Below are 21,595 nucleotides of genomic sequence, written 5' to 3' on the forward strand. Positions count from 1 at the left end.
ACTCGATCGCCTTGATCACCAGGAAGCCGAAGCCCATCAGGATCGAGAGGAACAGGTTCCAGAACGCGGCGCGGTTGCGGCCGGTGTGCGCGAGGTGGTGCGCGAGCGCCACGGTGAAGCTGGAGGTGATCAGGATCACCGTGTTGGTGGTGCCTGCCCACAGGTCGAGGTGGTGCGCACCCTCCTCGAACGCCACCGGGAAGTAGCCGCGGTAGACGAAGTAGCCGACGAACAGCCCGGCGAAGAGCAGCACTTCGGTGGCCAGGAACAGCCACATGCCCAGCCGCACCGCGTGGTTGTGCGCTTCGGGAGTGGCGTAGTGCTCTGGCAGTCGGGCGAGCGCGGCTTCAGACACATTCGCTGCGCTATGCGACATGGGGCGTTCCCTCGGTCAGCTCGGCGGGCACGTCCTGATACTCGTGCGGCCCACGGGTGTACATCGGAATCTCGTCGCTCTCGAAGTTGTGAACCACCGGCGGCGACTGGGTGTCCCACTCGAAGCCGCGGCTGCGCCACGGGTTGGAGGCGGCGCGGCGGCCGTACACCAGCGCGTACGTCAGGTAGATGGCGCTGATGAGGAAGCCGAAGGCCAGCAGCGACGCACCGGCCGTGGACGCCACGTTGAGCGTCTGGAAGCGCGCCGGGTACTCGTAGTAGCGCCGCGGCATGCCCGCGTTGCCCAGGAGGAACTGCGGGATGAACGTGGCGTTGAAGCCCAGGATGATGAGCGCCGCGGACACCAGGCCCCACCCCTCGTGGTACATCTTCCCGAACATCTTCGGGAACCAGTAGTGCAGCGACGCCATGAAGGCCATGATCGTCGCGCCCCCCATGATGAAGTGGAAGTGCGCCACCACGAAGTAGGTGTCGTGCCAGGGCACGTCCAGCGACGCCGTGGCGAACGCCACGCCCGTCATGCCGCCGAACACGGTGAAGTACAGGAAGCCGCAGAAGTAGGCGAACGGCGTCTTGAAGTCGACCGCGCCCTTGTACACCGTGCCCACCCAGTTGAAGACCTTGATGGCGGTGAACACGCCCACCAGCATGGTCAGCACCGCGAACACGCCCGCGTTGAACGTGGACTGGCCCGACACGAACATGTGGTGGCCCCAGGCGAAGAAGCCCACGAAGGCGATGCCCAGCGACGAGAACGCCACCGCGCGGTAGCCGAAGATGTTCTTGCGGCTGAAGGTGGCCACGATCTCCGACATCACGCCGAAGGAGGGCAGCACCATGATGTACACGGCCGGGTGCGAGTAGAACCAGAACAGGTGCTGGAAGAGCACCGGGTCTCCGCCGCGCGCCGGGTCGAAGATGCCGAAGTGGAAGAGCTGCTCACCCACCACCAGCAGCAGCACCAGGCCCAGCACCGGAGTCGCCAGCACCTGGATGCACGCCGTGGCGTACATGGCCCACACGAACAGGGGCAGCTTGAACCAGGTGATGCCCGGCGCCCGCATGGTGTGCACGGTGACGATGAAGTTGAGGCCCGTGGCGATGGAGCTGAAGCCGATGATGAACGCGCCGAAGAGGATGGGCGCCACCGTCGTCGTCGTGTGCGTGCTGTACGGGGTGTAGAACGTCCAGCCCGTGTCCATGCCGCCGTTGATCATCCCCCAGATGGCGATGAACGCACCCGTCAGCAGCAGGTAGAGCGACAGGAGGTTCAGCCGCGGGAAGGCCACGTCCTTGGCGCCCAGCATCAGCGGCAGCATGAAGTTGCCGAAGGCGCCGGGGATGGCCGGAATCATGAACAGGAAGATCATCACCACGCCGTGCATGGTGAAGGCGCGGTTGTACGTCATCGCGTCGATGATGGTCGGACCCGGAGTCAGCAGCTCCAGGCGGACAATCAAGGCGTAGATGCCGCCAATGAAGAAGAAGAGCAGGACCCAGATGAGGTACATCACGCCGATGCGCTTGTGGTCCAGCGTCAGCAGCCACGACTTCACCGTGGTGCCGTCGACGAGGTAGCTCGGGTGGTGCTCGTGATGCTCATCCGGCGCGGGCACGGCGCCCGGCTCGGCTGCGATGCTACTGGATGGGCTCATAGACAGGTCCTTGAGAAGCGCCGGTGCGGATGTCCGGAGTGCGCAGGGTCTTGATGTACTCGACGATGGCCGCCGTCTGGGGCCCCGTCAGCTTGCCCTGGAAGGTGGGCATGACGTTGGGGTAGCCGGCCACGAGGTGGGCGCCCGGGTCCATCATGGACTGGGTAATCCACGCCTCGTCCGCGCGGATGCTCTGGCCGTTGTCCAGCGTCTCCGTCCGGCCGTAGAGGCCCAGGAAGGTCGGCCCGATGTGCGGCTCGCCATTGACGGTGTGGCACTTGAAGCACCCCACCTCGGCGGCCACCTTCTGGCCCTGCTCGGCCATGCGCGAGGGGTGCGGCGCCAGGGTCAGGTCCGCCAGGGCGTCCTGACGGTTCTGCAGGCTGCCCTTGCGCTGCTCCTTCACCCAGGCGTCCCACTCCTCGGCCGGGAGCACCACCACCTCACCCAGCATCTTCGAGTGGGAGAGGCCGCAGTACTCGGTGCACAGAATCTGGTACGTGCCGGGCTTGGTGGCCTCGAACCAGGTCTGCGTGTAGCGCCCCGGCACCGCGTCCATCTTGATGCGGAAGGCCGGCACGAAGAAGGAGTGGATGACGTCGCGCGAGGTGATGAGCAGACGCACCGGGCGGTTGGCCGGCACGTGCAGCACGTTCACCCCGTTGGGCCCTTCCGGGTACGCGAACTTCCACATCCACTGCTTGCCCATGACGTAGACGTCCATCGCGTCCTTGGGCGGAGTGGTGACGAACACGAAGTCCCGGAAGCCGATGACGAACCAGGTGAGGAAGAACACCAGCGGCAGCGAGACGAAGAGGAACTCCGTCTTCACGGACGGGACGACGTACTCCGTCGCCTGGTTGGGCTGGCGCCGGCGGTAGCGGAAGAAGAAGAACACCGCCGCCGTACCGACCGCGAGCGAGCTCAGCATCGTCACGGTGACGACGAAGTAGTGCAGGTGGTCCACCCGCTCCGCGAAGGTCGACGCCTGCTCCGGGAGGAACAGGATTTTGTTCAGCAACTCGTTCATGCTGCTGCGCCTTTCTTCAGCTCACGCCTCCAGTAGTAGGCGAGCATGGTCGCGAGCGAGGCGAAGACCATGAGGGCGCCTATCCGGAGGAATCCAAAGATGTAGAAGCCGTACCGCCGGGTGGCGGTGTCATACTTGAAGCAGGTGAGGACGATGCGATCGAAACTGGTGCCCACCCGGCCGCCCGCGGCCTCCAGGAGGGCCAGCTTCATGTCCTGCGGCCGGAAGGACGTGCCGTACAGGTAGCGGGACACGGCCCCCTCGGGGGTGAGCACGTTCACCACCGCCGGGTGCACGTACTGCCTGGTGTCCGCGTCGTAGGCGTACTTGAAGCCCACCGCGCTGGCCAGCTGGTGGATGTTCTCCTCGGTACCGGTGAGGAAGTGCCAGGGAGCCGTCTCCGGCAGTCCCATGGACTGCAGGTGACGCCGCCGCCGCTCGAGGCTCTGCGCCGGCGTGTCCTTGGGGTCGATGCTCACCGTCACCGCCTCGTAGTCCTTGCCGAGCTCCAGCCCCAGCTCCCGCATGGTGCGGATCTGCTCGTTGATGACGAGGTTACAGAGCATGGGGCAGTTGTAATACACGAGCGTCAGCAGCACCGGCCGCGTCCGAGGCAGCACGTCGCGCAGGCGCACCGGCTTGCCAAAGGCGTCGGTGAACTGCGCCTCCAGCGACACCAGCTCGCCCAGGTGCTCCTCCACGTCCACCCCGCGCACCTGCGGCGGGGCATCGGACTGGGCGTCGATGATGCTCTGGGGGACCTTGCCGCCACCGGGCAGGGCGTGCGCTGGCAGCCCGGCGCCGAGCGCCAGGACCAGCGCCGCCAGGACGGCGCGGGGACTGTGGGGGGAGGAGGGGGTGTACATCGTGCTTCTTCCTCTACCGCAAAACTACGGCCGCTTGGGAGCGGTCTGCTGCTGCGGGGCAGGGGTGGGGGCCGGGGCCGGCTGCTGGCGCGAGGCCGCCTGCTCGGAGACGATCTGATCCATCGCCTGGGAGATGGTGGGCCGGGCCACCACGCCGGGCTCCTCGGCCCAGCCGTTCTCCAGCGCCTGCTGCTGGGAGGTCAGCTTCTCGGTGGCGTGCGTGTCCACGTCGAACATGCGCTGGTTCACGATGCCAATCTCGTAGGCGGTCCGGTGGTCCTTGTCCGGGGTGATGAGGGCCGGGATGGGCGCGGGACCGTCGGGGACGAACTCGTTCGTCGTCGCCACCTGGAGGCGCCAGGCCCAGATTCCGCCCACGATGAAGATGACGAGGGCGCCCACGCCCACCTGGGTCACCTTGCCGGTGAGGATGTGGTCTTCCTCGGCGGCCACGCCGTGCGCGCCACGGATGACGCGCGACTCGAGCTCCGACTCGGTCTTCTTCATGGCTGCACGTACCTCAACGACTCAGAGATGTAGGGATCCTTCACCGGCAGCGTGTACCGGCCACGCGCCAGGAAGATGGCCGCGGCCACCGAGAGGCCACCCACGCCCGCGAAGGCGGTGACGAGCGTCCAGTGGAACGAGGGGCCCTGGGGCGAGAAGGCCGGCCAGATGAGCCAGTACAGGTCCACCGCGTGCATCACCAGCAGGTAGATGGCCACCATCGCGAGCAGCCGCGGCTTGAGCTTCAGCTCGCGCGAGAGCAGGACGAAGAAGGGCAGCAGGAAGCCCAGGAGGAAGATCGCGATGGACACCGGCCTCCAGGGACCCTCGATGCGCAGCTTGAACCAGCCGGCCTCCTCGGGGAGGTTGGCGATCCAGATGAGCAGGAACTGGGAGAAGGCGATGTAGGCCCAGAAGGCCGTGAAGGCCAGCATCAGCTTGCCCAGGTTGTGGTAGTGCGCCGTCGTCACCAGAGTCCCGTACTCGTCCTTGCCCTGCGCGTTCACCGTGGCGACCGTCAGCACGCAGAACGCCGCCAGGAAGCTGCCGGCGAAGTAATAGGCGCCAAAGATGGTGGACTGCCAGAGCGGCGTGAGGCTCATCAGCCAGTCGAAACCAGCAAAAGTAATGGTCAGCGCAAGGAAGGGGAGGGCACCGGGGGAGAAGCGGCGCAGCTTGACGGTGAGGTCCAGCGCGCCGGTGGTGTCCTGCTCGGTGCTCCAGCCGCGCAGCCGCCACGCCACGAAGGCCCACACCCCGAAGTAGATGGCCTGACGGATGTAGAAGAAGGTCAGGTTCAGGTAGGGGTGCTTGTGGTGTAGGTGGTGCAGCTGCACCTCGGTGAACTTCACGCCCTCGGTGCCGGGGAACACCCAGCCCTGCGGGTCCACCCAGGGGAAGATGTACCTGGCCCCGAAGACGATGGGCAGCAGCAGGACGATGAACACCACCACGGTGACGCCCATGGTCTCCATGCTGCGGCGCAGGATGGTGGGCCACTTGGCCTTCGCGGTGTGGAAGATGGCCTGCATGATGATGGCGGCCACCGAGATGCCCACCCAGTACGTGAAGGCCAGCAGGTAGCTGAACATCGACGCCTGGGGCGCGGTGACGAAGCCCACGATGGTCAGCACCAGGCCGATGACGCCCACGGCCCCGGCCAGCGTCATCGTCTTGGAGCCGCCGTTGAAACGGTCCACGGCAATCATCGGTTCTCCTGCGGAAGAGGCTGGCCACCCGCCGTCGTGTTGCGGGCGCGCTGCAGCGCACGGACGTAGGCCACCACGGCCCAGCGCTCCTGGATGTTGAGCTCGCCGGCGAAGGAGGGCATCACGCCGTAGCCCTCGGTGACGGCGGCGAAGAAGTGCCCGTCCGGCTTGTTGGCGAGCTGCAGCAGGGACGGAGGCAGGCGCAGGGCCATGTTCTCCGCCACCACGCTGTTGCCGTCGCCGAGCCGGCCGTGGCACTGCGAGCAGACGATGTTGAACTTCTTCTGTCCCAGCTCGAGCACCTCGCGGTTGAGCTCGAGCGGGATGGAAGTGACGAGCGCGCCGTTGACGCGGCCCGTGGTGAGGCCGGGGTTGCCCACCGGGCGCTCGCGCGGGACGGTGCCCTCGGGCGGGGTGCGCATGGCGCGGCCGTCCGCCCAGAACTCACTCGTCTCGTAGTACTCGTACTTCGCCTGAGACTCCATGCGCTGGAGGAACTCGGACGGGACGTTGCAGCCGGCCAGGGCGAGCCCTGCCGCGGCGGGGATGAGCCACCTCATTCCTTCTCTCCCGTGACAACGGTCACATGGGTCGCGCCCAGTGCCTTGAGCTGGTCCATGATGTCTTCCGCCTTGGTGGCGGTGAGGGCCTTCGGGATGCTCAGCCAGTAGCCGTGCGTGGAGGCGCTGCGGAACTCCTCGCTCTCGAAGACCGGGTGGTAGGGCTGGGGCAGACGGCTGAGCCCCAGCAGGCCGAAGAAGATGCCGAACGCCGCCAGCAGCACCGACAGCTCGAAGGTGATGGGGACGTAGGCGGGGAGGCTGAACACCGGACGGCCACCCACGTTGATGGGGTAGTCGAAGCCGTTCATGTACGCCATCATCGCCACGGCGGTGGTCATGCCCGTGAGGGCGCCACCCAGGGCGATGAAGGGCACGCGCGAGGGCGGCAGGCCCAGCGCCTCGGACCCGCCGTGCAGCGGGTAGGGCGAATAGGTGTCCATGCCTTCGTAGCCCTTCTCCCGCATCTGCCGGGTGGCATCCACCAGGGCATCGGGCGTGGCGAACTCGGCGAGCACCCAGCTATCGAGAATCTTGGTCTCGGCGGACATGGGTCAGTGCGCTCCGTGGGTGAGGGTCCCGGCGGCGCCCGTTTCCGGGCCGTGGGCGCCGTGGTGCGCGGCGTGCTTGAGCTCCAACTGGAGCTCCTTCACCTCGCTCACCGCGACCGCGGGGACGAACTTGAGGAAGAGCAGGAACAGGGTGCTGAACAGGCCCAGCGTGCCCACGTAGATGCACCAGTCCACCCAGGTCGGGCTGTACAGGTCCCACGAGGAGGGCAGGAAGTCCTGCGTCAGCGACGACACGATGATGATGAAGCGCTCGCACCACATGCCGATGTTCACCAGGATGGACGCCACCCACATGATGGGGATGCTGGTGCGGCACTTCTTGAACCAGAAGATGTTCGGCGTGACGACGTTGCACATCATCATCAGCCAGTAGACCCCGGCGTACGGGCCGCGCGCGCGGTTCACGTAGAAGGTCCAGATCTCGTACTCGCTGCCGGAGTACCAGGCGATGAAGTGCTCCATCATGTACCCGTAGGCCACGATGAGGCCCGTCGCCAGAATCACCTTGTTCATGTTCTCCAGGTGGCGGTCGGTGATGACGTCCCGGAGCTTGAGGTACTTGCGGGCGGGCACCATCAGGGTCACCACCATCGCGAAGCCGCTGAACACGGCGCCGGCCACGAAGTAGGGCGGGAAGATGGTGGCGTGCCAGCCGGGGATGAGGCCCGTGGCGAAGTCGAAGGACACGATGGTGTGCACGCTGACCACCAGGGGGGTGGAGAGGCCGGCGAGCAGCAGGTAGCCAATCTTGTAGTTGTGCCAGTGACGGCCGGAGCCGCGCCAGCCGAGGGCGAACAGGCCGTAGATGGTGCGCTGGAGCTTGCCCTTGGACGAGTCACGCAGGGCCGCCAGGTCGGGGATGAGACCCACGTACCAGAAGAGGGCGGACACGGTGAGGTACGTCGAGATGGCGAACACGTCCCACACCAGCGGGGAGCGGAACTGCGGCCAGGCGCCCAGGGTGGAGGGGTAGGGGAAGAGCCAGAAGGCGAACCAGGGACGGCCCGTGTGCAGCAGCGGGAAGAGACCCGCGCAGCACACGGCGAAGAGCGTCATGGCCTCGGCGAAGCGGTTGATGCTCGTGCGCCACTTCTGCTGGAAGAGCAGGAGGATGGCGGAGATGAGCGTACCGGCGTGACCGATACCGACCCACCAGACGAAGTTGATGATGTCGAACGCCCAGCCGTTGGGCTGGTTGTTACCCCACATGCCGATGCCGCGGGCCAGGGTGATGGTCACACCCAGGACGAGCAGGCCCAGGCCGGCCAGCGCGATTCCGAACAGCATGAACCAGCCCTTGCCGGGCTTGGCCCACACGTGGTCGAGCAGGGTCTCGTTGAGCGTCTTGTCGTCGTGGTGCGGCGCGACGAGGGGACGCGGCTCGAGCGGGTCGAGTGAAGCGAGATGAGCAGCGGTCTCGGCCATGGCTTAGTGGCCTCCTTCGTGCTCCGCGCCAGCGGGCTGGGCGGACGCGAGGGCAGGATTGGGGTTGCGCAGACGGATGAGGTGGGCGGTGCGGGGACGGGTGCCCAGCTCGTTGAGCAGCTTGTAGGCGCGCTCGTCGTGGTGGTGCTTGGTCACCTGGGCGTTGGGGTCGCTCAGGGTGCCGAACACGATGGCCTCGGTGGGGCAGGCCTGGGCGCAGGCGGTCTGCAGCTCCTTCTCGAAGATGGGCCGCTTCTCCACGCGCGCCTTGATGCGGACGCGCTCGATGCGCTGCACGCAGTAGGTGCACTTCTCCATGACGCCGCGGTTACGCACCGTGACGTCCGGGTTCATCATCATCTTCTGCGTGGGCGTCTTGTCCGCGCTGTAGTGCAGGTAGTTGAAGCGGCGGACCTTGTACGGGCAGTTGTTGGAGCAGTAGCGCGTGCCGACGCAGCGGTTGTACACCATGTCGTTGAGGCCCTCGTCCGAGTGGACGGTGGCGTTCACCGGGCACACGTACTCGCAGGGGGCCTTCTCGCAGTGCACGCAGGCCACCGGCTGCATGACCATCTCGGGGTCATTCAGGTCGTCGCCGGTGAAGTAGCGGTCGATGCGCAGCCACTGCATCTCGCGGCTGCGGGCCACCTGCTCCTTGCCCACGACGGGGATGTTGTTCTCCGCCTGGCAGGCCACCACGCACGCGGCGCAGCCGGTGCAGCGGGCCAGGTCGATGGCCATGGCCCACTTGTAGTCCTCATACTTGAAGTCCGGCATGAGGTTGGCGCTCTCTTCGTCGCCACGGACGCGAGCGAGCACCGGGCTGGCGTGCTCCTTCTCCGCCTCCAGCTCCTTGTGGAACTGGGCCACCGTCATGTCCAGGGCGATCGGCCGGCCCTCCATGCGCCAGTGGCTCTGGCTCAGGGCGAACTTGTGCGTGGTGCGCCCCTTCGCCAGCTTCGCGCCGCCCTCGAACCAGGGCGCGTCCACACTGCGCAGCTGGTTGGCGTCGAAGCCGATCTCCTTGGCCACCGTCTCGAAGAGACCCGTGCGGCCATAGCCCAGCGGCAGCACCACCACGTTGTCCGCCGTGCCGGGCAGAATCCACACCGGCACCTCGAGCTTGCCCACGCGGGTGGTGAGCGTGGCGATGTCACCGGGCTCCAGGTGATTGTCTTCGGCGGTCTTCGGGCTGATGTAGGCCGCGTTGTCCCACGTCATCTTCGAGATGGGATCCGGCAGCTCCTGCAGCCAGGACATGTTGGCGAACTGGCCGTCGTAGACCTTGTAGTCCGCGACGAAGTTCACCTCGAGGCCACCGGAGGCGGGCGGGGTGTAGGCGTTCACCAGCGCGGCGGCGCCGCCCACGTTGGGCGTGCCGGCCAGGGCCGCCGGAGCGGACTCGGGGACGATGCCCACCGACACCCAGGTCTCCCACGCCGTCTCGAAGTCCGAGCCAGCGGCGGCGCGGCCCCGGTAGAAGTCGCGGAGGATCTGGTAGCTGTTGCGGAAGGGCTCACCCAGGAAGGTCGCGAGGAACTCCGCGGTGGGCACGCCGTTGAAGAGCGGCTGGATGAGCGGCTGCACGATGGTCACCGTGCCGTCGATCGACCGGCCATCACCCCAGGCCTCCAGCTCGTGCGCGGCCGGGATGAACCAGTCGGCGTAGGCGCTCGTCTCGTCCTCGAAGAGCGAGGTGTAGACGACGGTGAGCTTGTTGCGGTTGGGGTTCTTCGGGTCCAGCACCTCGCGCAGGCCCAGGTCCACCGGGGCGCGGTAGATGGGGTTCCACGCGGAGATGACGAGCACGTCCACCGCGCCGTTCTTCAGCTCGTCCACGAGCGGGCGCAGGGCGGCGGCGCTGGTCGTCTCGGAGACGGTGGCGGGGATGTAGCGCACCGTCTGGCCCACGTTGCCGAGCGCCGCGTTGAGGGCGGCGGCCAGGGCGTGCACCGCGGCGGGCTGACGCTCACCGGCCAGCACCACGCTGCGGCCGGAGGCGGCGCGCAGGTCGGCGGCGACGGCGTCCACCCACTTCTGGTGGGCGGCGTTGAGCTGCGCCTTCTGGGAGGCGGCGCCCGCCAGGCCCGCCACGTCACCGCCCACGCGCGAGGCGATGGCGGCGGCGACGGCGAACACCTCGGCGGAGGTCACGCGCAGGCGGTGGTCCGCCATGCCGCCGGTGATGGTGAAGCGCGGCTCGGCGACGTAGAGGCGGTTGAGGTTGCCCTCGGCGGGGTCTCTCCGCTGCGCGAAGGCGCGGGCGTAGGCCAGGTTGGCCGGGCGGCTCTCCAGGAAGTCCGCGTCCAGCGACAGGACGACGTCCGCCTTGGAGAAGTCGTACAGCGGGGTGGCCGGCTGGCCCAGCACGGCGCGCGTGCCCTCGCTGGCCGCGTCCTGCGTGACGGAGGTGTAGCTCACGAAGCGCGCGTTGGGCAGCCGCTTCTGGATGCGCGAGCGCAGGTCGTCGAGCACCGGCGAGGTGTTGGGCTCGGTGAGGAAGCGCACGCGCGTCCCACCGTTCTCCTGTGCCGCCCGGGCGATGACCGTGCCGAGCTCCTCACCGAAGGTGCGCAGCGAGCGCGGATCCTTGCGGTTGCGCAGCACGCGGGCGCGCTGCGGGTCGTACAGGGACATCAGGAAGGCCTGCTCGAAGACACCGGCGGCGCCCAGGTTCACCGGGTGCTGCGGGTTGCCTTCCACCTTGATGGGGCGGCCCTCACGCGCGGTGACGAGGATGCCCGAGGTGTGCCCGCCGAACGTCATGCCCGAGGCGTAGTGCAGCGGGTTGCCCGGGACGAGCTCGGGAGGCGTGCGGGTGTAGGGCACCATGCGCTCGTCCACCGGACGGGTGGAGCAGGCGGTGGCGCCGGCCAGCGCGAGCGACGCGCCGAGCAGCTGCATGAACTCGCGGCGGGCCACGCCGGTGGGAGGCAGGTCCGCGCCCTCGGGGAACTCGGGGCGGCTCTCCTCGAGGTACTCGGCCTTGCCGAGCTTCTCCTCGAGGCTGCGCCAGTACGTCTTCCCGTAGGCGCCCTCGGTGGCCACGGCGTGCGCGGCGGCGTGATCGAGCGCCTCGCCCACGACGTCACCGTGAGAGTGATCGTGGTCGTGCGCGGCCTCGGCCTGCTGGGCCGGGACGACCGGCAGGGCGAAGGAAGTAGGGGTGTCCTTCATGGGGGCTCCGTCGAGCTTGGGCTTCAGCGATGGCATGTGGAGCAGCTCGTGCGCGAGTGAACGTCGTACTGGGTCGCCAGCGTGTCAGCGAGCGCCTCGGCCTCCGCGTGGTCCTTCGGCGGCTCCCAGCTCATGCTGGTGATGAACTCCTGCGGACGCAGGTTGGGCTTGGGGTTGCGGTGGCAGTCCAGGCACCACTGCATGGTGAGCGGCTGGACCTGCTCGATGGCGCCCATGTAGTCCACGCGGCCGTGGCAGGTGACGCAGCCGACGCCCTTGCTCACGTGGATGGAGTGGTTGAAGTAGACGAAGTCCGGCAGGTTGTGGACGCGCACCCAGGGGATGGCCTGGTCGGTGAAGTACGCCTGGCGTACCAGAGCCAGATACGGGCTCTTGTTCCACACCTGCGCGTGGCAGGACATGCACACGGTGGTGGAAGGAATGCCCGCCGACGGCGACTTCTCCACGGAGAAGTGGCAGTAGCGGCAGTCGATCTGCTCGTCGCCGGCGTGGTGCCGGTGATCGAACTCGATCGGCTGTTCGAGCGGGCGGTGCTGGTTGGTGACGAACGGAGAACGCACGTACGCCATCAGACCGCCAAGCGCGATCGCGGGGATTGCAAGGAGCGCCGCGGCGGAAGCCCGCGACACCGTGTTCGTCCAGCGTGGGAAGAGAGGACCGCTCATACCAGGACCGGGGGGCTAGTCAGTGGGCACCGAAGGGACGCAACCGGGAGGACGGTGCGGCCGGCTCGGAGACGGCACAGGGAGACTGGAACAAGAAGCTCATTCACGGCGTTGCTGTGGCTGCGACGACTCCTGCCCTGGCAGGAGACATGCGGACACGCCCGACCCCATCCGATTGAAGAAGTGCCGTGGGCGGGAGTCGTCCTCCTCGTCCCCTCCCAACGCGGCGCGCGACCATCGAGCATCATTATCCGGGTGTCAACCTTTCTCTGTCCGCGCGCGAGGGGATACCACGACCCATGGCGTTGTGGCGCGGGTGAAAACCTCCCCTGATGACGTTCTCTTCTACGAGATGGAAGGGTGCTTGAACGCGAGGGGCCTCAAGCGTCTTCAGGATCGCGCCAGCGATCGCGGCGGCGCTCCAACAGGCGCTCCACCAGTTGGTGGAACTCACATCTCCGCTACATAGATGCGAAGGGGCCCGCGAGCCGGCGGGCCCCTGCTACAGGTCTGTCGCGCACTGTCGTGTCACGGGCGTGTGACGAGGAGCTCCTCGCGCAGCCGCGTGAGCACCTTGCCGAGCAGGTTCAGGCCCCGCCACGCCGCCGGGTCCTGGATGCGCGGGTCCTCCGCCGACAGGCCCACGCCCCAGATGAGATCCAACGGGCTGGCCTCCACCAGCTCCGTGCCCGCCGTGGCCAGCAGCGCCTTCAGCAGCTCCGGGTTCTGGGTGAACCTGGCGTGGTTGCCCTCATAGACGATGCGCTCGCGCTCGCGCTCCCACCGCGCGCCATCGAAGCCACGCACTTCGCGTCCGAGCGCCTTGTGCTCCTTGGGCGTCTTCGCCTCCAGGATGCGCGCCGCCATCTCCGCGTCCCCGAAGAGCACCGCCTTGCCGTGCATCATGTACTGCTCGGCGCAGGTGAAGCGCGTGCCCCCCACCCAGAACTCACACGGGTGCCACTGCGAGAACGGGGACTCCTGCCGCCAGAAGAAGGTGAACCTGCGCCGCGCGTCGCTCATGGGGCCCTCGGGATGGTTGGTGTAGGTATAACACCAAGCTGGACGCGGCGGGGAGGTGGACCTGACAGCGCCCGGGGCACTCAAGAGGTGGGCGGCCGGTAGGAGACCCCGGTGACGGTGTATTCGATGGCACCGCGCGGGCGCTCGACCCGGACGGATTCCCCCACCTCCTTGCCGAGCAGCGCCCGCGCCAGGGGGGACTCGACGCTGAGCCGGCCCGCCTTCACGTCCGCCTCGTCCGGACCGACGACGCGGTACGCCGTCTCCTCGCCCTCCTCGTCCTCGAGCGTCACCCACGCGCCGAAGAAGACGTGCGCGTCGTCCGGAGCCTCGGGGGACACCACCTTCACCTCCTCGAGGATGGCGGCCAGTTGCCGCGCCCGGCGCGCCCGCTCCCGGGCCTGGGCCTCGCCCTCGAAGGCCGGCGTGTCCTTGTCCCGGGACACGGGCGCCGTGAGCGCCTCGAGCTCCTCCTGCAGGGCCCGGTAGCCCTCGGGAGTGATGTAGCGCTTCTCGCCAGAGGCCGAGCGGGGACGCGGCGGCAGGAGGAGCTCTTCCCCGCCCGAGTCTTCCTTCGTGAAGGCTTTCGACATGGTGCTCCCTCCCGGATGCCCGGCTTCCTACCGGTGCGGCATGCCCATTGTCCCGGAGGACAGGGTGACTGCCCATGCGGGCACACCGACATTCCTAATAATCATGGGACTCGCCCGACTCATCGAAGCCCACAAGCAGGAGGTCCTCGTCCGCTGGAAGGAGTTGGTGCGTACGCTCACCGATGCACGGAAGCTCTCCGATGCAAGCCTGGAGGACCACGTCCCGGAGCTGCTCGACTGGTTGGCGAAGCGGCTGCGCGAGCGCGCCTCGACCGATGATTATGGGAGCCAGATGCTCTCCCGCGTGCATGCCTTCCAGCGGGTCTGCGAGCACTTCGACCTCGTGGAAGTGCTGGCGGAGCTCGCGGTGCTGCGCGAGACGCTGCTCGGGCTCTGGGTGGAGGAACCCGAGGGCGTCACCCCCTCCGAGGTGCTCCACCTCAACCAGGACCTGGATGACGTGGTGACGGTCTGCACGACGGAGTTCGCCCGCCGGGCCCTCGCCCTGCGTGGGGCCTCGGAGGCGGCAGCCGAGACGATGGGTCATTGAGAGGGAGCCCCTGCCTTCCTGCCTCCTCCACGGCCTGGGGAGCGCGGGATGCCGGGCGCGGGAGCAATGCCGACGATTCGCGGAAGAGAACCTGGGAGGCGCAGGCATGGCGAGGAAGACGTTGAAGGGTATCCGGGTGGGCGTGCTGGCCGCGGACGGCTTCGAGCAGGTGGAGCTCACCCTCCCCGTGAAGGCACTGCGCAAGCGCGGCGCGCAGGTGGACATCATCTCCCTGCACAAGGGCCGCATCCGCGGCATGAACCTGATGTGGCCAGGCAAGAAGGTCCGCGTGGACGAGACGGTGGAGCACGTGCGTCCCAAGGACTTCGACGCGCTCCTCATCCCCGGCGGCTTCGTCAATCCGGACAAGCTCCGCCAGAGTGAAGAGGTGCTCGACTTCGTGCGCGAGATGGACCGCCACGGCCGGCCCATCGCCACGTTGTGCCACGGCCCCTGGGTGCTCGTGTCCGCGGGCCTCGCGAGTGGACGCAAGCTGGCCTCGTGGCCCGGCATCAAGGACGACCTCCGCAACGCGGGCGCCGAGTGGATGGACGAGCCCGGCGTGCGCGATGACAAGTGGTTCTCCAGCCGCAGCCCGCTGGACATGCGCCACTTCATCAAGGGCATGGTGCAGCTCTTCGACGAGCACGCCCCGCGCAACCATCCGGTGGCCGAGGAGCGCTCGCACTGGGGCCGCTGGGTGTTCGCCGCCCTGCTGGGATGGGTGGCCATCCGCCCGCTGCGCACCGCGCTCGCGCGTTAGTGTTCGGAATCGGAATCGGAATCGGCAGGGCGCGCCGGCGAGGGGCCGCGGTTCTGGCGTGCCCACCCATGTAATGCCCGGGGTCTCCTCCGTATCTCTCATAGGGAGGAGACACCACCGATGCCGACCGTGGCGCAGTCGTTCGAGCAGTTCATGCAGGGCTTGGAGCTCCATTCGGGCGAGAACAGTGAAGCGAAGCGTCAGGAGCGTTACGTCTTCGAGGCGATGCGCCGCCGGTTGCGGCCCCGGGAGTCCATCCTCAGTGGCTCCTACGGCCGGAATACGGCCATCCGGCCGCTGCACGATATCGACCTCTTCCTCATCTTCACGGCTGCCGAGCGCGGCACGGGAGAGTCCGTCGGCCCCAAGGCGTTCTTGGAGCGCGTGAAGCAGGCGCTCGAGGAGGAGTTTCGCGGCAAGCAGGCGAAATTGCAGAACCGCTCGGTCAACATCGAGTTCAGCGGGACGGGCATCGGCTTCGACGTCGTTCCCGCGCTGGAGGACCCGCGGCGGCCAGGCACCTACTGGATTCCCGACGTGCGCAAGGGCGATTGGATCCTGAGCAATCCGCGCAAGCACATCGAGGCCTGTGACGAGGCGAACGCGAGGGCCTCGCAACGGCTCAAGCCGCTCATCAAGGCCATCAAGAGTTGGAACAAGCTCCAGGGCAAGCCCGTGCCGTCGTTCCTCCTGGAGGTGATGGCCTACAAGGGCATCGACTCGTTCCGGCCCGAGGGCCGCCTGTCCGTCTACGCGCAGGGCATGGCCCACCTGCTCCAGTTCATGAGCGAGCACATCATGGACCAGTGGCCGGAGCCGGCGGGGCTCGGGCCTCCCGTCAATTCCGGGGTGGGCCAGACGAACCTCGTGCAAGGGCAACAGCGGCTGTCGGGCGCCACGCGCAAGGCCAACCGCGCGCTGGAGTTGGAGCGGGCGGGCGACATGCCTGGGGCGAACGAGATCTGGCGGGAGCTGCTCGGGCCGGACTTCCCGGTACGGTAGGGACCCCATGCCTGGACCGCGCATCCTAACCATCGAGCTGGCCCGCTCGGCGAAACTGAATGAGCCCTATGCATTCGACGGGAAGCCGCAGGAGTACTTCGCGCGAGGCCCGCAGGGGAAGCTGGGGGTTGCCGAGTTCCCGTGGGACAAGGTGGAGAAGCTGCGTGCGGAGTTCCTGCAAGCGGCTCCAACGTCCGCTGCGCGGAGGCAGATGGGTGATCTGCTGCGCCGATTCCTCGAGGACGTGCTGAAGGAACTGGACGGCTGGAGGCCCTACGAAAACGCCTTGCTCAAGGCTGAGGCGAAGAAAGTGTCCCTCCGGTTGCGCTTCCGCTTCAGCGCGGGGGAACTGTTCAGCCTTCCCTGGTCGATGACTTCGCTCTGCAATGGTCAGAGCCTTGGCTCCATCAAGCCGCATCCCCTGCAATACGAATGGGCCAACGACACCCGGGTTCCCCCGGCTGCGCCCATCCATGGCCGGGTGTTGTTCGCCTGGTCCGACGCGGAGGAGGGCGTCTCGGAGGACATCCACCGCGATGCGATTCAGAAGGCGTGCCCGGACTTCAATCGGGAGCAGGATGAGCTCGAGCACCTGTCCCTGGATTCCCTTGTCGGCAAGCTGGAAAGGGCGCGCCAGGAGGGAAGACCGTTTCGCATCCTCCACATCCTGTGTCATGGGGGCCCAACACCCGGAGGAACGTTCGGACTCGTCTGGACGGATCCCTATCGGCCGGGGCGGCCCATGCGCGTGGATGGGGACAGACTTCGCGACGTGCTCGGTCCTTTTCAGGGCGACCTGCAGGCTGTCGTGCTGAGCGCATGTCACGGAAGCAACCCCGGTCAGGTGGGCAGCATGTTCGGAGGTGTGGCCCATGACCTCCACCGCCTCGGTATTCCGGCGGTCATCGCCTCGCAGATGCCCTTGACGGTGCATGGCTCCATCAAGATGACGGAGGCGCTCTACGATGCCCTCTGTCAGAAGAAGCTCCCCATCGACGATGCCTTCCAGAAAGCCCATGAGGCGCTGAGTCCCTCGTCGCTCGACTGGGCGTCGCTCCAGTTCTTCGCGCCGTCTCCGCCCGCGGAAGCCCGTCCCCGAGGGCAGCGCATCGTCTTCTCGTCGGCCGAGCCGCTCCCCGAACTCCCCGAGGAACTCGTGGTGGCCTACGAGGTGAACTTCAACGTGGCGCCCGCCTCCATCGTTGAGGCCCTAGCGGGACACGCAGGGGGAGACCCGGACATCGTCGTGCTGCAGCCCTTCGACAAGGTGGCGGATGACCTCCCCTGCACTGTCAAGGAGTGGCGGCGCGCGCTTGAGCAGGCCGATCAGCTCGTGGACGCGCTGGGGACCCAGGTCTCGATGGTGCACCTCTTCGGGCGCGCTCCGTTGCCGCTCATGTTCCATCTGGGATGGCGGCTGAGTCGGTGGAAGCTTCGCGTGTACCAGGAGCAGCGGGGGCGGACCGGCGGCTGGACCTGCGGCTATGACTCGCTGCAGCAGCCCTCCTCCGAGGAAAGGTTCTTCCGCGAGGAGTCATGGCCAGCTCACGAGTCCCGCCGCGCGACAGGGGGCCGCCTGGTCATCACCGTCGAGGTGAACCTGTCCATCCACGCCGAGGAGCTGGCGCGGTGGCTCGGCACCGAAGACGCTCCCGCGGTGGTGCGCTTGGTGGCGGCTCGCGGCCCCTCTCCCACGGTGGTGCGGGGACCCATGGACACGGCTCGGGCCGTGGACGAGTTCCGTGCCTTCCTGGACCGCATCCACGCGGAATGGCCGGACGTCCGCGAGGTGTGGCTCGCGATGGCGTGCCCGGCCAGCCTGGCGGCGGCGCTGGGCAGGGCCTACAACCCGAAGACCCAGGCCACTGTCAAGCTCTTCAACTTCCGGAAGTCCAAGGGCTACGTAGAGGTCCCCTGGCCCGGGGGCGTCTCTCGCAAGCCCGGGCGCCGCTCATGACCCCGCCCCGCCGCCGGCATGGCGGGACGTAATATTCGCCGTGCCCTCCGTATCCCTCGTGGGGATGGACCGGAGACGTGGTCATGACGAGCGCCGGGGAGATTGTGGCCAGCAATTTCGAGGATTGGCACGAGCGGTACTACGAGCTGCTTCTGCACATTGCCAAGAGACTTTGCCGAGGCGCCGTGGGCATCGACCCCGAGGACCTCGTGCAGGAGACGCTATTGCGCTTCATCGAGCACTTCGACGGTGCGTTGGGCGCACAGGACGACGCACCGGTGGATGGCTGGCTCATCAGCGTCATGAACAATCGCTTCTATGACCTGCTCCGAGGCGCCATGGGCCGTAAGAAAGCGGAAGACGATCCGACCATCACCCGCTGGACCCTGAGTCAGGGAGCGGGTTCGGCTACGTATGAGCGCATCACCCAGGAGCGCTTCGATTGGGCCATCGAGAAGCTGCCCCGGCTGCAGCGGCTCACCTTCCTGCTCCGCTCCCAGGGGCTCGGCAATCGGGAGATCGCCAGCAAGCTGGGCGTGTCACCCGGGCGCGTGGCCAAGCGGCTGTTCGACGCCCGTCAGAAGCTCGGCGAGTTGCTCAAGCCCTACCTCGATGAGGGAACCCACTGATGTCCACGCCCTGCGATTCCCTCCAGTCCTTCGCGGATGGAGAACTCTCGCCCGCGGACGCTCAGGCCTTCGGCAAGCACCTGGCCGAGTGTGAGCGCTGCCAGTCGGAGCTCACCCGGTTGCTGCAACTCGAACAGTTCGGCCGGCGCTACATCGAGCGGCACGGCCAGGTAGAGGTGCCCTGGCACGCCATTCCCCGGAATCGGTGGCTGGCGGCCGGTGCGGCGGTGCTCTCCGTCGTGGCCGCCCTGCTGCTCACCCCGCGCTTCACGAGCGAGCCGACACCGCAAGCGGTGCCAGAGATGTGGGCGCGGCAGCAGCGGACGTTGGAAGCGCGCGTCACCTATCCCCAGGCGGACACCTACCGTCCGATGGCCCAGTCCTTCATGGGCACGGCCCCCGCGCAGGGTGTGACCGAACCCTCCAATGCCATCATGAGCCGGCTGGAGTCCATAGGAGACCTGCCTCAGCTTGTCGCGGCCTACCTCGCCGGTGGCAGGCCCAACACCTGGAGCGCGAAGCAGTTCCTGCAGCGGATGCAGCGCGAGCGCACGTGGGACGCGAACGTGCTCTGCGACCTGGGGGTGGCACACTATCTGGACGCCCGGGCCCTGGAGGCGTCACGCAAGACAGCGGAGCTGCGCGAATCCCTCCGCCTGTTCAACGAGGTGCTCCGCAGGGCGCCCACGCATCTCCAGGCCCGGTGGAATCGCTCCCTGGTGTATCGGGACCTGGGGCTGCCGCTGTTGGCCATGCAAGACCTCGAGGCACTGGAGCGCACCGAGCCGGATGCGCAATGGCGGAACGAGGCCCGGGACAGGCGGCAGCGGCTCGCCGTCGCGCTGCAGCGAAAGGAGCGCTGGAAGGCCGCGGACAGCACGGGATTCGAACTCATCTCCCGAGGTGTCCCCGCGCTGCCGGACGCGCTCGCCTACGCCGATGTCCCGCTGATGCGCCGGGACTTCTATCACGCCGTGCGTGCCCGAACCTCCGCCGAGGAGGTGCGCGCGTTCCTTCCCCTCGCCAGGAAGCTGGATGAAATCTCGGGAGGCGACACCGTGCTCCAGGACTACGTCCGGCGCGTTGCCGCACGCAACTTCTCCGTCCGCGCTCCCCTGGCGGCGCAATACGCCCGGCTGATGACGGGGCAGGTGGACTCGCGCGACGAGGAGGCGTTGCTCCGAAACTTCCTCGCCTCGAGCGAGGACGACATCGCCCTGGGCGCGCTCACGTATGCGGTCCCGCACCTTCCGCAATACGCCAGTACTCTCGTGGAGCGGGCCCGCGCCAGCCCGGACCCCTGGTTCCAGGTGCTGGGGCTCCAGCAGGAGGCCACACGGGAGCAGCAACTGGAGAGCTATGACCGGGCGCACAAGCTGCTCGAGAAGGCGCTCGAGCTTTGCACGCGGCATCAGTTGGTCTACCGGTGCGTCGCCGTCGAGAACGACCTGGCCCATGTGTCCGGCTGGCTCTTCCACCTCATCGATGCCGAGCGTTACGCACGCGCCGCGCTCCTACAGGCGCGGCGGGCCCAATGGGACCAGGAGCGGATGCTGTTGCAGACGCTGGGGAACACCGCGCGCCTCACGTCTGACGTCACACTGGGCCGAGCCTACTTCGGTGAGGCCCTCCTCATGTCCGACGGTGACCGGAAGAGCCTGCGGAACATTCATCAGAACCTCGCCCACCTGGCCATCCAGGCGCTGGAGCTGGATGAGGCGCGGGCCGAACTGGACCGCGCCCTGGAGGTCGGACTGCCGCTCACGCGGCATGGCATCGAGGCGCTGGTGGATGTGGCCCGGACGCGCCGCTCCCCACGGGACGCGGAAGCCGTGGAGAAGACGCTGGCGCTGGAGCCTGGCAACACCCGGGGGCAGCGCGCCTACGCGACGTTCCTCCGGGGGCGCTTCCTGGTGGAGGTCGACGCCGTCAGGGGGCGTGCGCTGCTGGAGGAGGCCATTCATGAGGCGGAGTCCGCGGCCCCCGAGGACGTCACGGCCAGGCATGCGCGTGCGTACAGCTACACGTCCCTCATCTTGGCCGACGCCGCGAAGGGCGACTTCGCCGCGGCCCTGGGCCGCTTCGGCGCGGAGCTGGGCTTCGCCGCCACGGGCCGGTGCGTCCTCGCACTCACCGAGGATACCGAGCGCAGCCTGGTGGTGGCGCGGGGGGCGGAGGGACAGTGGATCGGCCGTTACACACCGGTGCGGGTCGCGCGGTTTGATCCCACGAGCCTCGCGGGAGTGGTGCCCCAAGACATGGTGGAGGCCCTTCGTCCCTGTGCCTCGGTGGATGTCCTGGCCCGGCCTCCCTTGCAGGGGCGCGCGGGGCTTCTTCCGCCCGAGCTCGCTTGGCGTTACCTGACGCGGGCCACCGCGCCCCAACCTGCCGCGGAACGAGGCCTGCACCTCGTGGTGAGCGATGTGCGGTACGACGAGCAGCGCAGTGAGCCCGCCCTGACGTGGTCTCCCCGCGTCGCGCCGGGAACGGAGCTCCGGACCCTGCGGGAGCTGGACGCCACGCCAAATCGCGTACTGGAAGCCATGCCGGAGGCGACGGACATCGACCTGGCGACCCACGGGAAGATCGACCCGGGCTCGAACACGGCCTATCTGTTGCTGGCTCCCGGTCCAGGCGGCGGCGATGAGCTGTACGAGAACCGCATCCGCGGGTTGAGACTCTCGGGTGCGCCGCTCGTCGTCCTGGCGGCCTGCGAGGCCGCGCGGGGAACTTCGGCCCTGCATGAGCATGGCAGCCTGCCGGACGCCTTCCTCGCCGCGGGAGCGCGCACGGTGCTCGCGGCGACACAGTCGATTCCGAATGAAGACGCATCGGCCTTCTTCGGTGCCGTGCGCGAGCGGATTCGCGGGGGCGCTTCTCCCAGCATGGCCACGCGCGACGAACGCATGGAGTGGCTGCGCAGGGGGAAGGACGCCGACTGGATCAACGGAGTCCTCGTCTTCGAGTGAAGAACGGCTGCCGCATCACGCGCAGCC

Annotated in this window: 19 protein-coding genes; 6 read left to right on the forward strand and 13 right to left on the reverse strand. The window is 67.7% G+C overall.

Going from position 1 to position 21,595, the window contains the following annotated elements:
• From ACJ8AT_RS12910 to ACJ8AT_RS12970, 13 genes are all read right to left on the reverse strand, one after another.
• Window positions 1-376 (reverse strand): heme-copper oxidase subunit III (locus ACJ8AT_RS12910; protein ID WP_407738007.1); only part of this gene is annotated, 376 nt, incomplete at its 3' end.
• Window positions 366-2,051: a cbb3-type cytochrome c oxidase subunit I gene (locus tag ACJ8AT_RS12915; protein ID WP_407738008.1), complete on the reverse strand. Its 1,686-nt coding sequence runs from the start codon at window positions 2,049-2,051 to the stop codon at window positions 366-368. The genes ACJ8AT_RS12910 and ACJ8AT_RS12915, both read right to left, overlap by 11 nt.
• On the reverse strand, window positions 2,035-3,081 hold the full coding sequence (gene coxB, locus ACJ8AT_RS12920; protein ID WP_407738009.1) for a cytochrome c oxidase subunit II: 1,047 nt from the start codon (window positions 3,079-3,081) through the stop codon (window positions 2,035-2,037). The genes ACJ8AT_RS12915 and coxB overlap by 17 nt, the downstream gene beginning before the upstream one ends.
• Entirely contained in the window at window positions 3,078-3,947 is an 870-nt protein-coding gene (locus tag ACJ8AT_RS12925) for an SCO family protein (RefSeq protein ID WP_407738010.1), read from the reverse strand. Before ACJ8AT_RS12925 ends, coxB begins: the two co-directional genes overlap by 4 nt.
• 24 nt (window positions 3,948-3,971) lie before the next feature.
• Window positions 3,972-4,454 (reverse strand): hypothetical protein, encoded by a 483-nt coding sequence (locus ACJ8AT_RS12930; protein WP_407738011.1) that lies wholly within the window; start codon window positions 4,452-4,454, stop codon window positions 3,972-3,974.
• A complete protein-coding gene (locus ACJ8AT_RS12935; protein WP_407738012.1) occupies window positions 4,451-5,662 on the reverse strand; it encodes a hypothetical protein in 1,212 nt (403 codons plus the stop codon). Before ACJ8AT_RS12935 ends, ACJ8AT_RS12930 begins: the two co-directional genes overlap by 4 nt.
• Complete coding sequence (locus ACJ8AT_RS12940) at window positions 5,659-6,222, reverse strand: c-type cytochrome (protein WP_407738013.1); 564 nt, start codon at window positions 6,220-6,222, stop codon at window positions 5,659-5,661. The genes ACJ8AT_RS12935 and ACJ8AT_RS12940 overlap by 4 nt, the downstream gene beginning before the upstream one ends.
• Window positions 6,219-6,773, reverse strand: coding sequence for a DUF3341 domain-containing protein (locus ACJ8AT_RS12945; protein WP_407738014.1), 555 nt, complete (start codon window positions 6,771-6,773; stop codon window positions 6,219-6,221). Before ACJ8AT_RS12945 ends, ACJ8AT_RS12940 begins: the two co-directional genes overlap by 4 nt.
• A gap of 3 nt (window positions 6,774-6,776) precedes the next feature.
• Window positions 6,777-8,219, reverse strand: coding sequence for an NrfD/PsrC family molybdoenzyme membrane anchor subunit (gene nrfD / locus ACJ8AT_RS12950; protein WP_407738015.1), 1,443 nt, complete (start codon window positions 8,217-8,219; stop codon window positions 6,777-6,779).
• A gap of 3 nt (window positions 8,220-8,222) precedes the next feature.
• Window positions 8,223-11,423 (reverse strand): TAT-variant-translocated molybdopterin oxidoreductase, encoded by a 3,201-nt coding sequence (locus ACJ8AT_RS12955; protein ID WP_407738031.1) that lies wholly within the window; start codon window positions 11,421-11,423, stop codon window positions 8,223-8,225.
• Window positions 11,420-12,082 (reverse strand): cytochrome c3 family protein, encoded by a 663-nt coding sequence (locus ACJ8AT_RS12960; RefSeq protein WP_407738016.1) that lies wholly within the window; start codon window positions 12,080-12,082, stop codon window positions 11,420-11,422. Before ACJ8AT_RS12960 ends, ACJ8AT_RS12955 begins: the two co-directional genes overlap by 4 nt.
• 528 nt (window positions 12,083-12,610) lie before the next feature.
• Window positions 12,611-13,105, reverse strand: a complete 495-nt coding sequence (locus ACJ8AT_RS12965; RefSeq protein WP_407738017.1) for an NADAR family protein — start codon at window positions 13,103-13,105, stop codon at window positions 12,611-12,613.
• A gap of 80 nt (window positions 13,106-13,185) precedes the next feature.
• Window positions 13,186-13,698, reverse strand: coding sequence for a GreA/GreB family elongation factor (locus ACJ8AT_RS12970; RefSeq protein ID WP_407738018.1), 513 nt, complete (start codon window positions 13,696-13,698; stop codon window positions 13,186-13,188).
• Between the two features lie 103 nt (window positions 13,699-13,801).
• Between ACJ8AT_RS12970 and ACJ8AT_RS12975 the strand changes: the two genes are divergently transcribed.
• The 6 genes from ACJ8AT_RS12975 to ACJ8AT_RS13000 all read left to right on the forward strand — a co-directional run bounded on the left by ACJ8AT_RS12975 (window position 13,802) and on the right by ACJ8AT_RS13000 (window position 21,568).
• Entirely contained in the window at window positions 13,802-14,248 is a 447-nt protein-coding gene (locus tag ACJ8AT_RS12975) for an RsbRD N-terminal domain-containing protein (protein ID WP_407738019.1), read from the forward strand.
• A gap of 106 nt (window positions 14,249-14,354) precedes the next feature.
• Window positions 14,355-15,011, forward strand: coding sequence for a type 1 glutamine amidotransferase domain-containing protein (locus tag ACJ8AT_RS12980; RefSeq protein WP_407738020.1), 657 nt, complete (start codon window positions 14,355-14,357; stop codon window positions 15,009-15,011).
• Between the two features lie 120 nt (window positions 15,012-15,131).
• Complete coding sequence (locus ACJ8AT_RS12985; RefSeq protein WP_407738021.1) at window positions 15,132-16,013, forward strand: SMODS domain-containing nucleotidyltransferase; 882 nt, start codon at window positions 15,132-15,134, stop codon at window positions 16,011-16,013.
• 7 nt (window positions 16,014-16,020) lie between these two features.
• A complete protein-coding gene (locus ACJ8AT_RS12990) occupies window positions 16,021-17,970 on the forward strand; it encodes an SAVED domain-containing protein (RefSeq protein ID WP_407738022.1) in 1,950 nt (649 codons plus the stop codon).
• Window positions 17,971-18,053: 83 nt separating this feature from the next.
• Complete coding sequence (locus ACJ8AT_RS12995; protein ID WP_407738023.1) at window positions 18,054-18,599, forward strand: RNA polymerase sigma factor; 546 nt, start codon at window positions 18,054-18,056, stop codon at window positions 18,597-18,599.
• The gene (locus tag ACJ8AT_RS13000; protein WP_407738024.1) at window positions 18,599-21,568 is read left to right on the forward strand and encodes a CHAT domain-containing protein; all 2,970 of its coding nucleotides are present in this window, start codon (window positions 18,599-18,601) and stop codon (window positions 21,566-21,568) included. The genes ACJ8AT_RS12995 and ACJ8AT_RS13000 overlap by 1 nt, the downstream gene beginning before the upstream one ends.
• The last annotated feature ends 27 nt before the right edge of the window (window positions 21,569-21,595 follow it).

Origin of the sequence: Hyalangium sp. (assembly GCF_045802625.1) — a bacterium.
GTDB lineage: Bacteria > Myxococcota > Myxococcia > Myxococcales > Myxococcaceae > Hyalangium.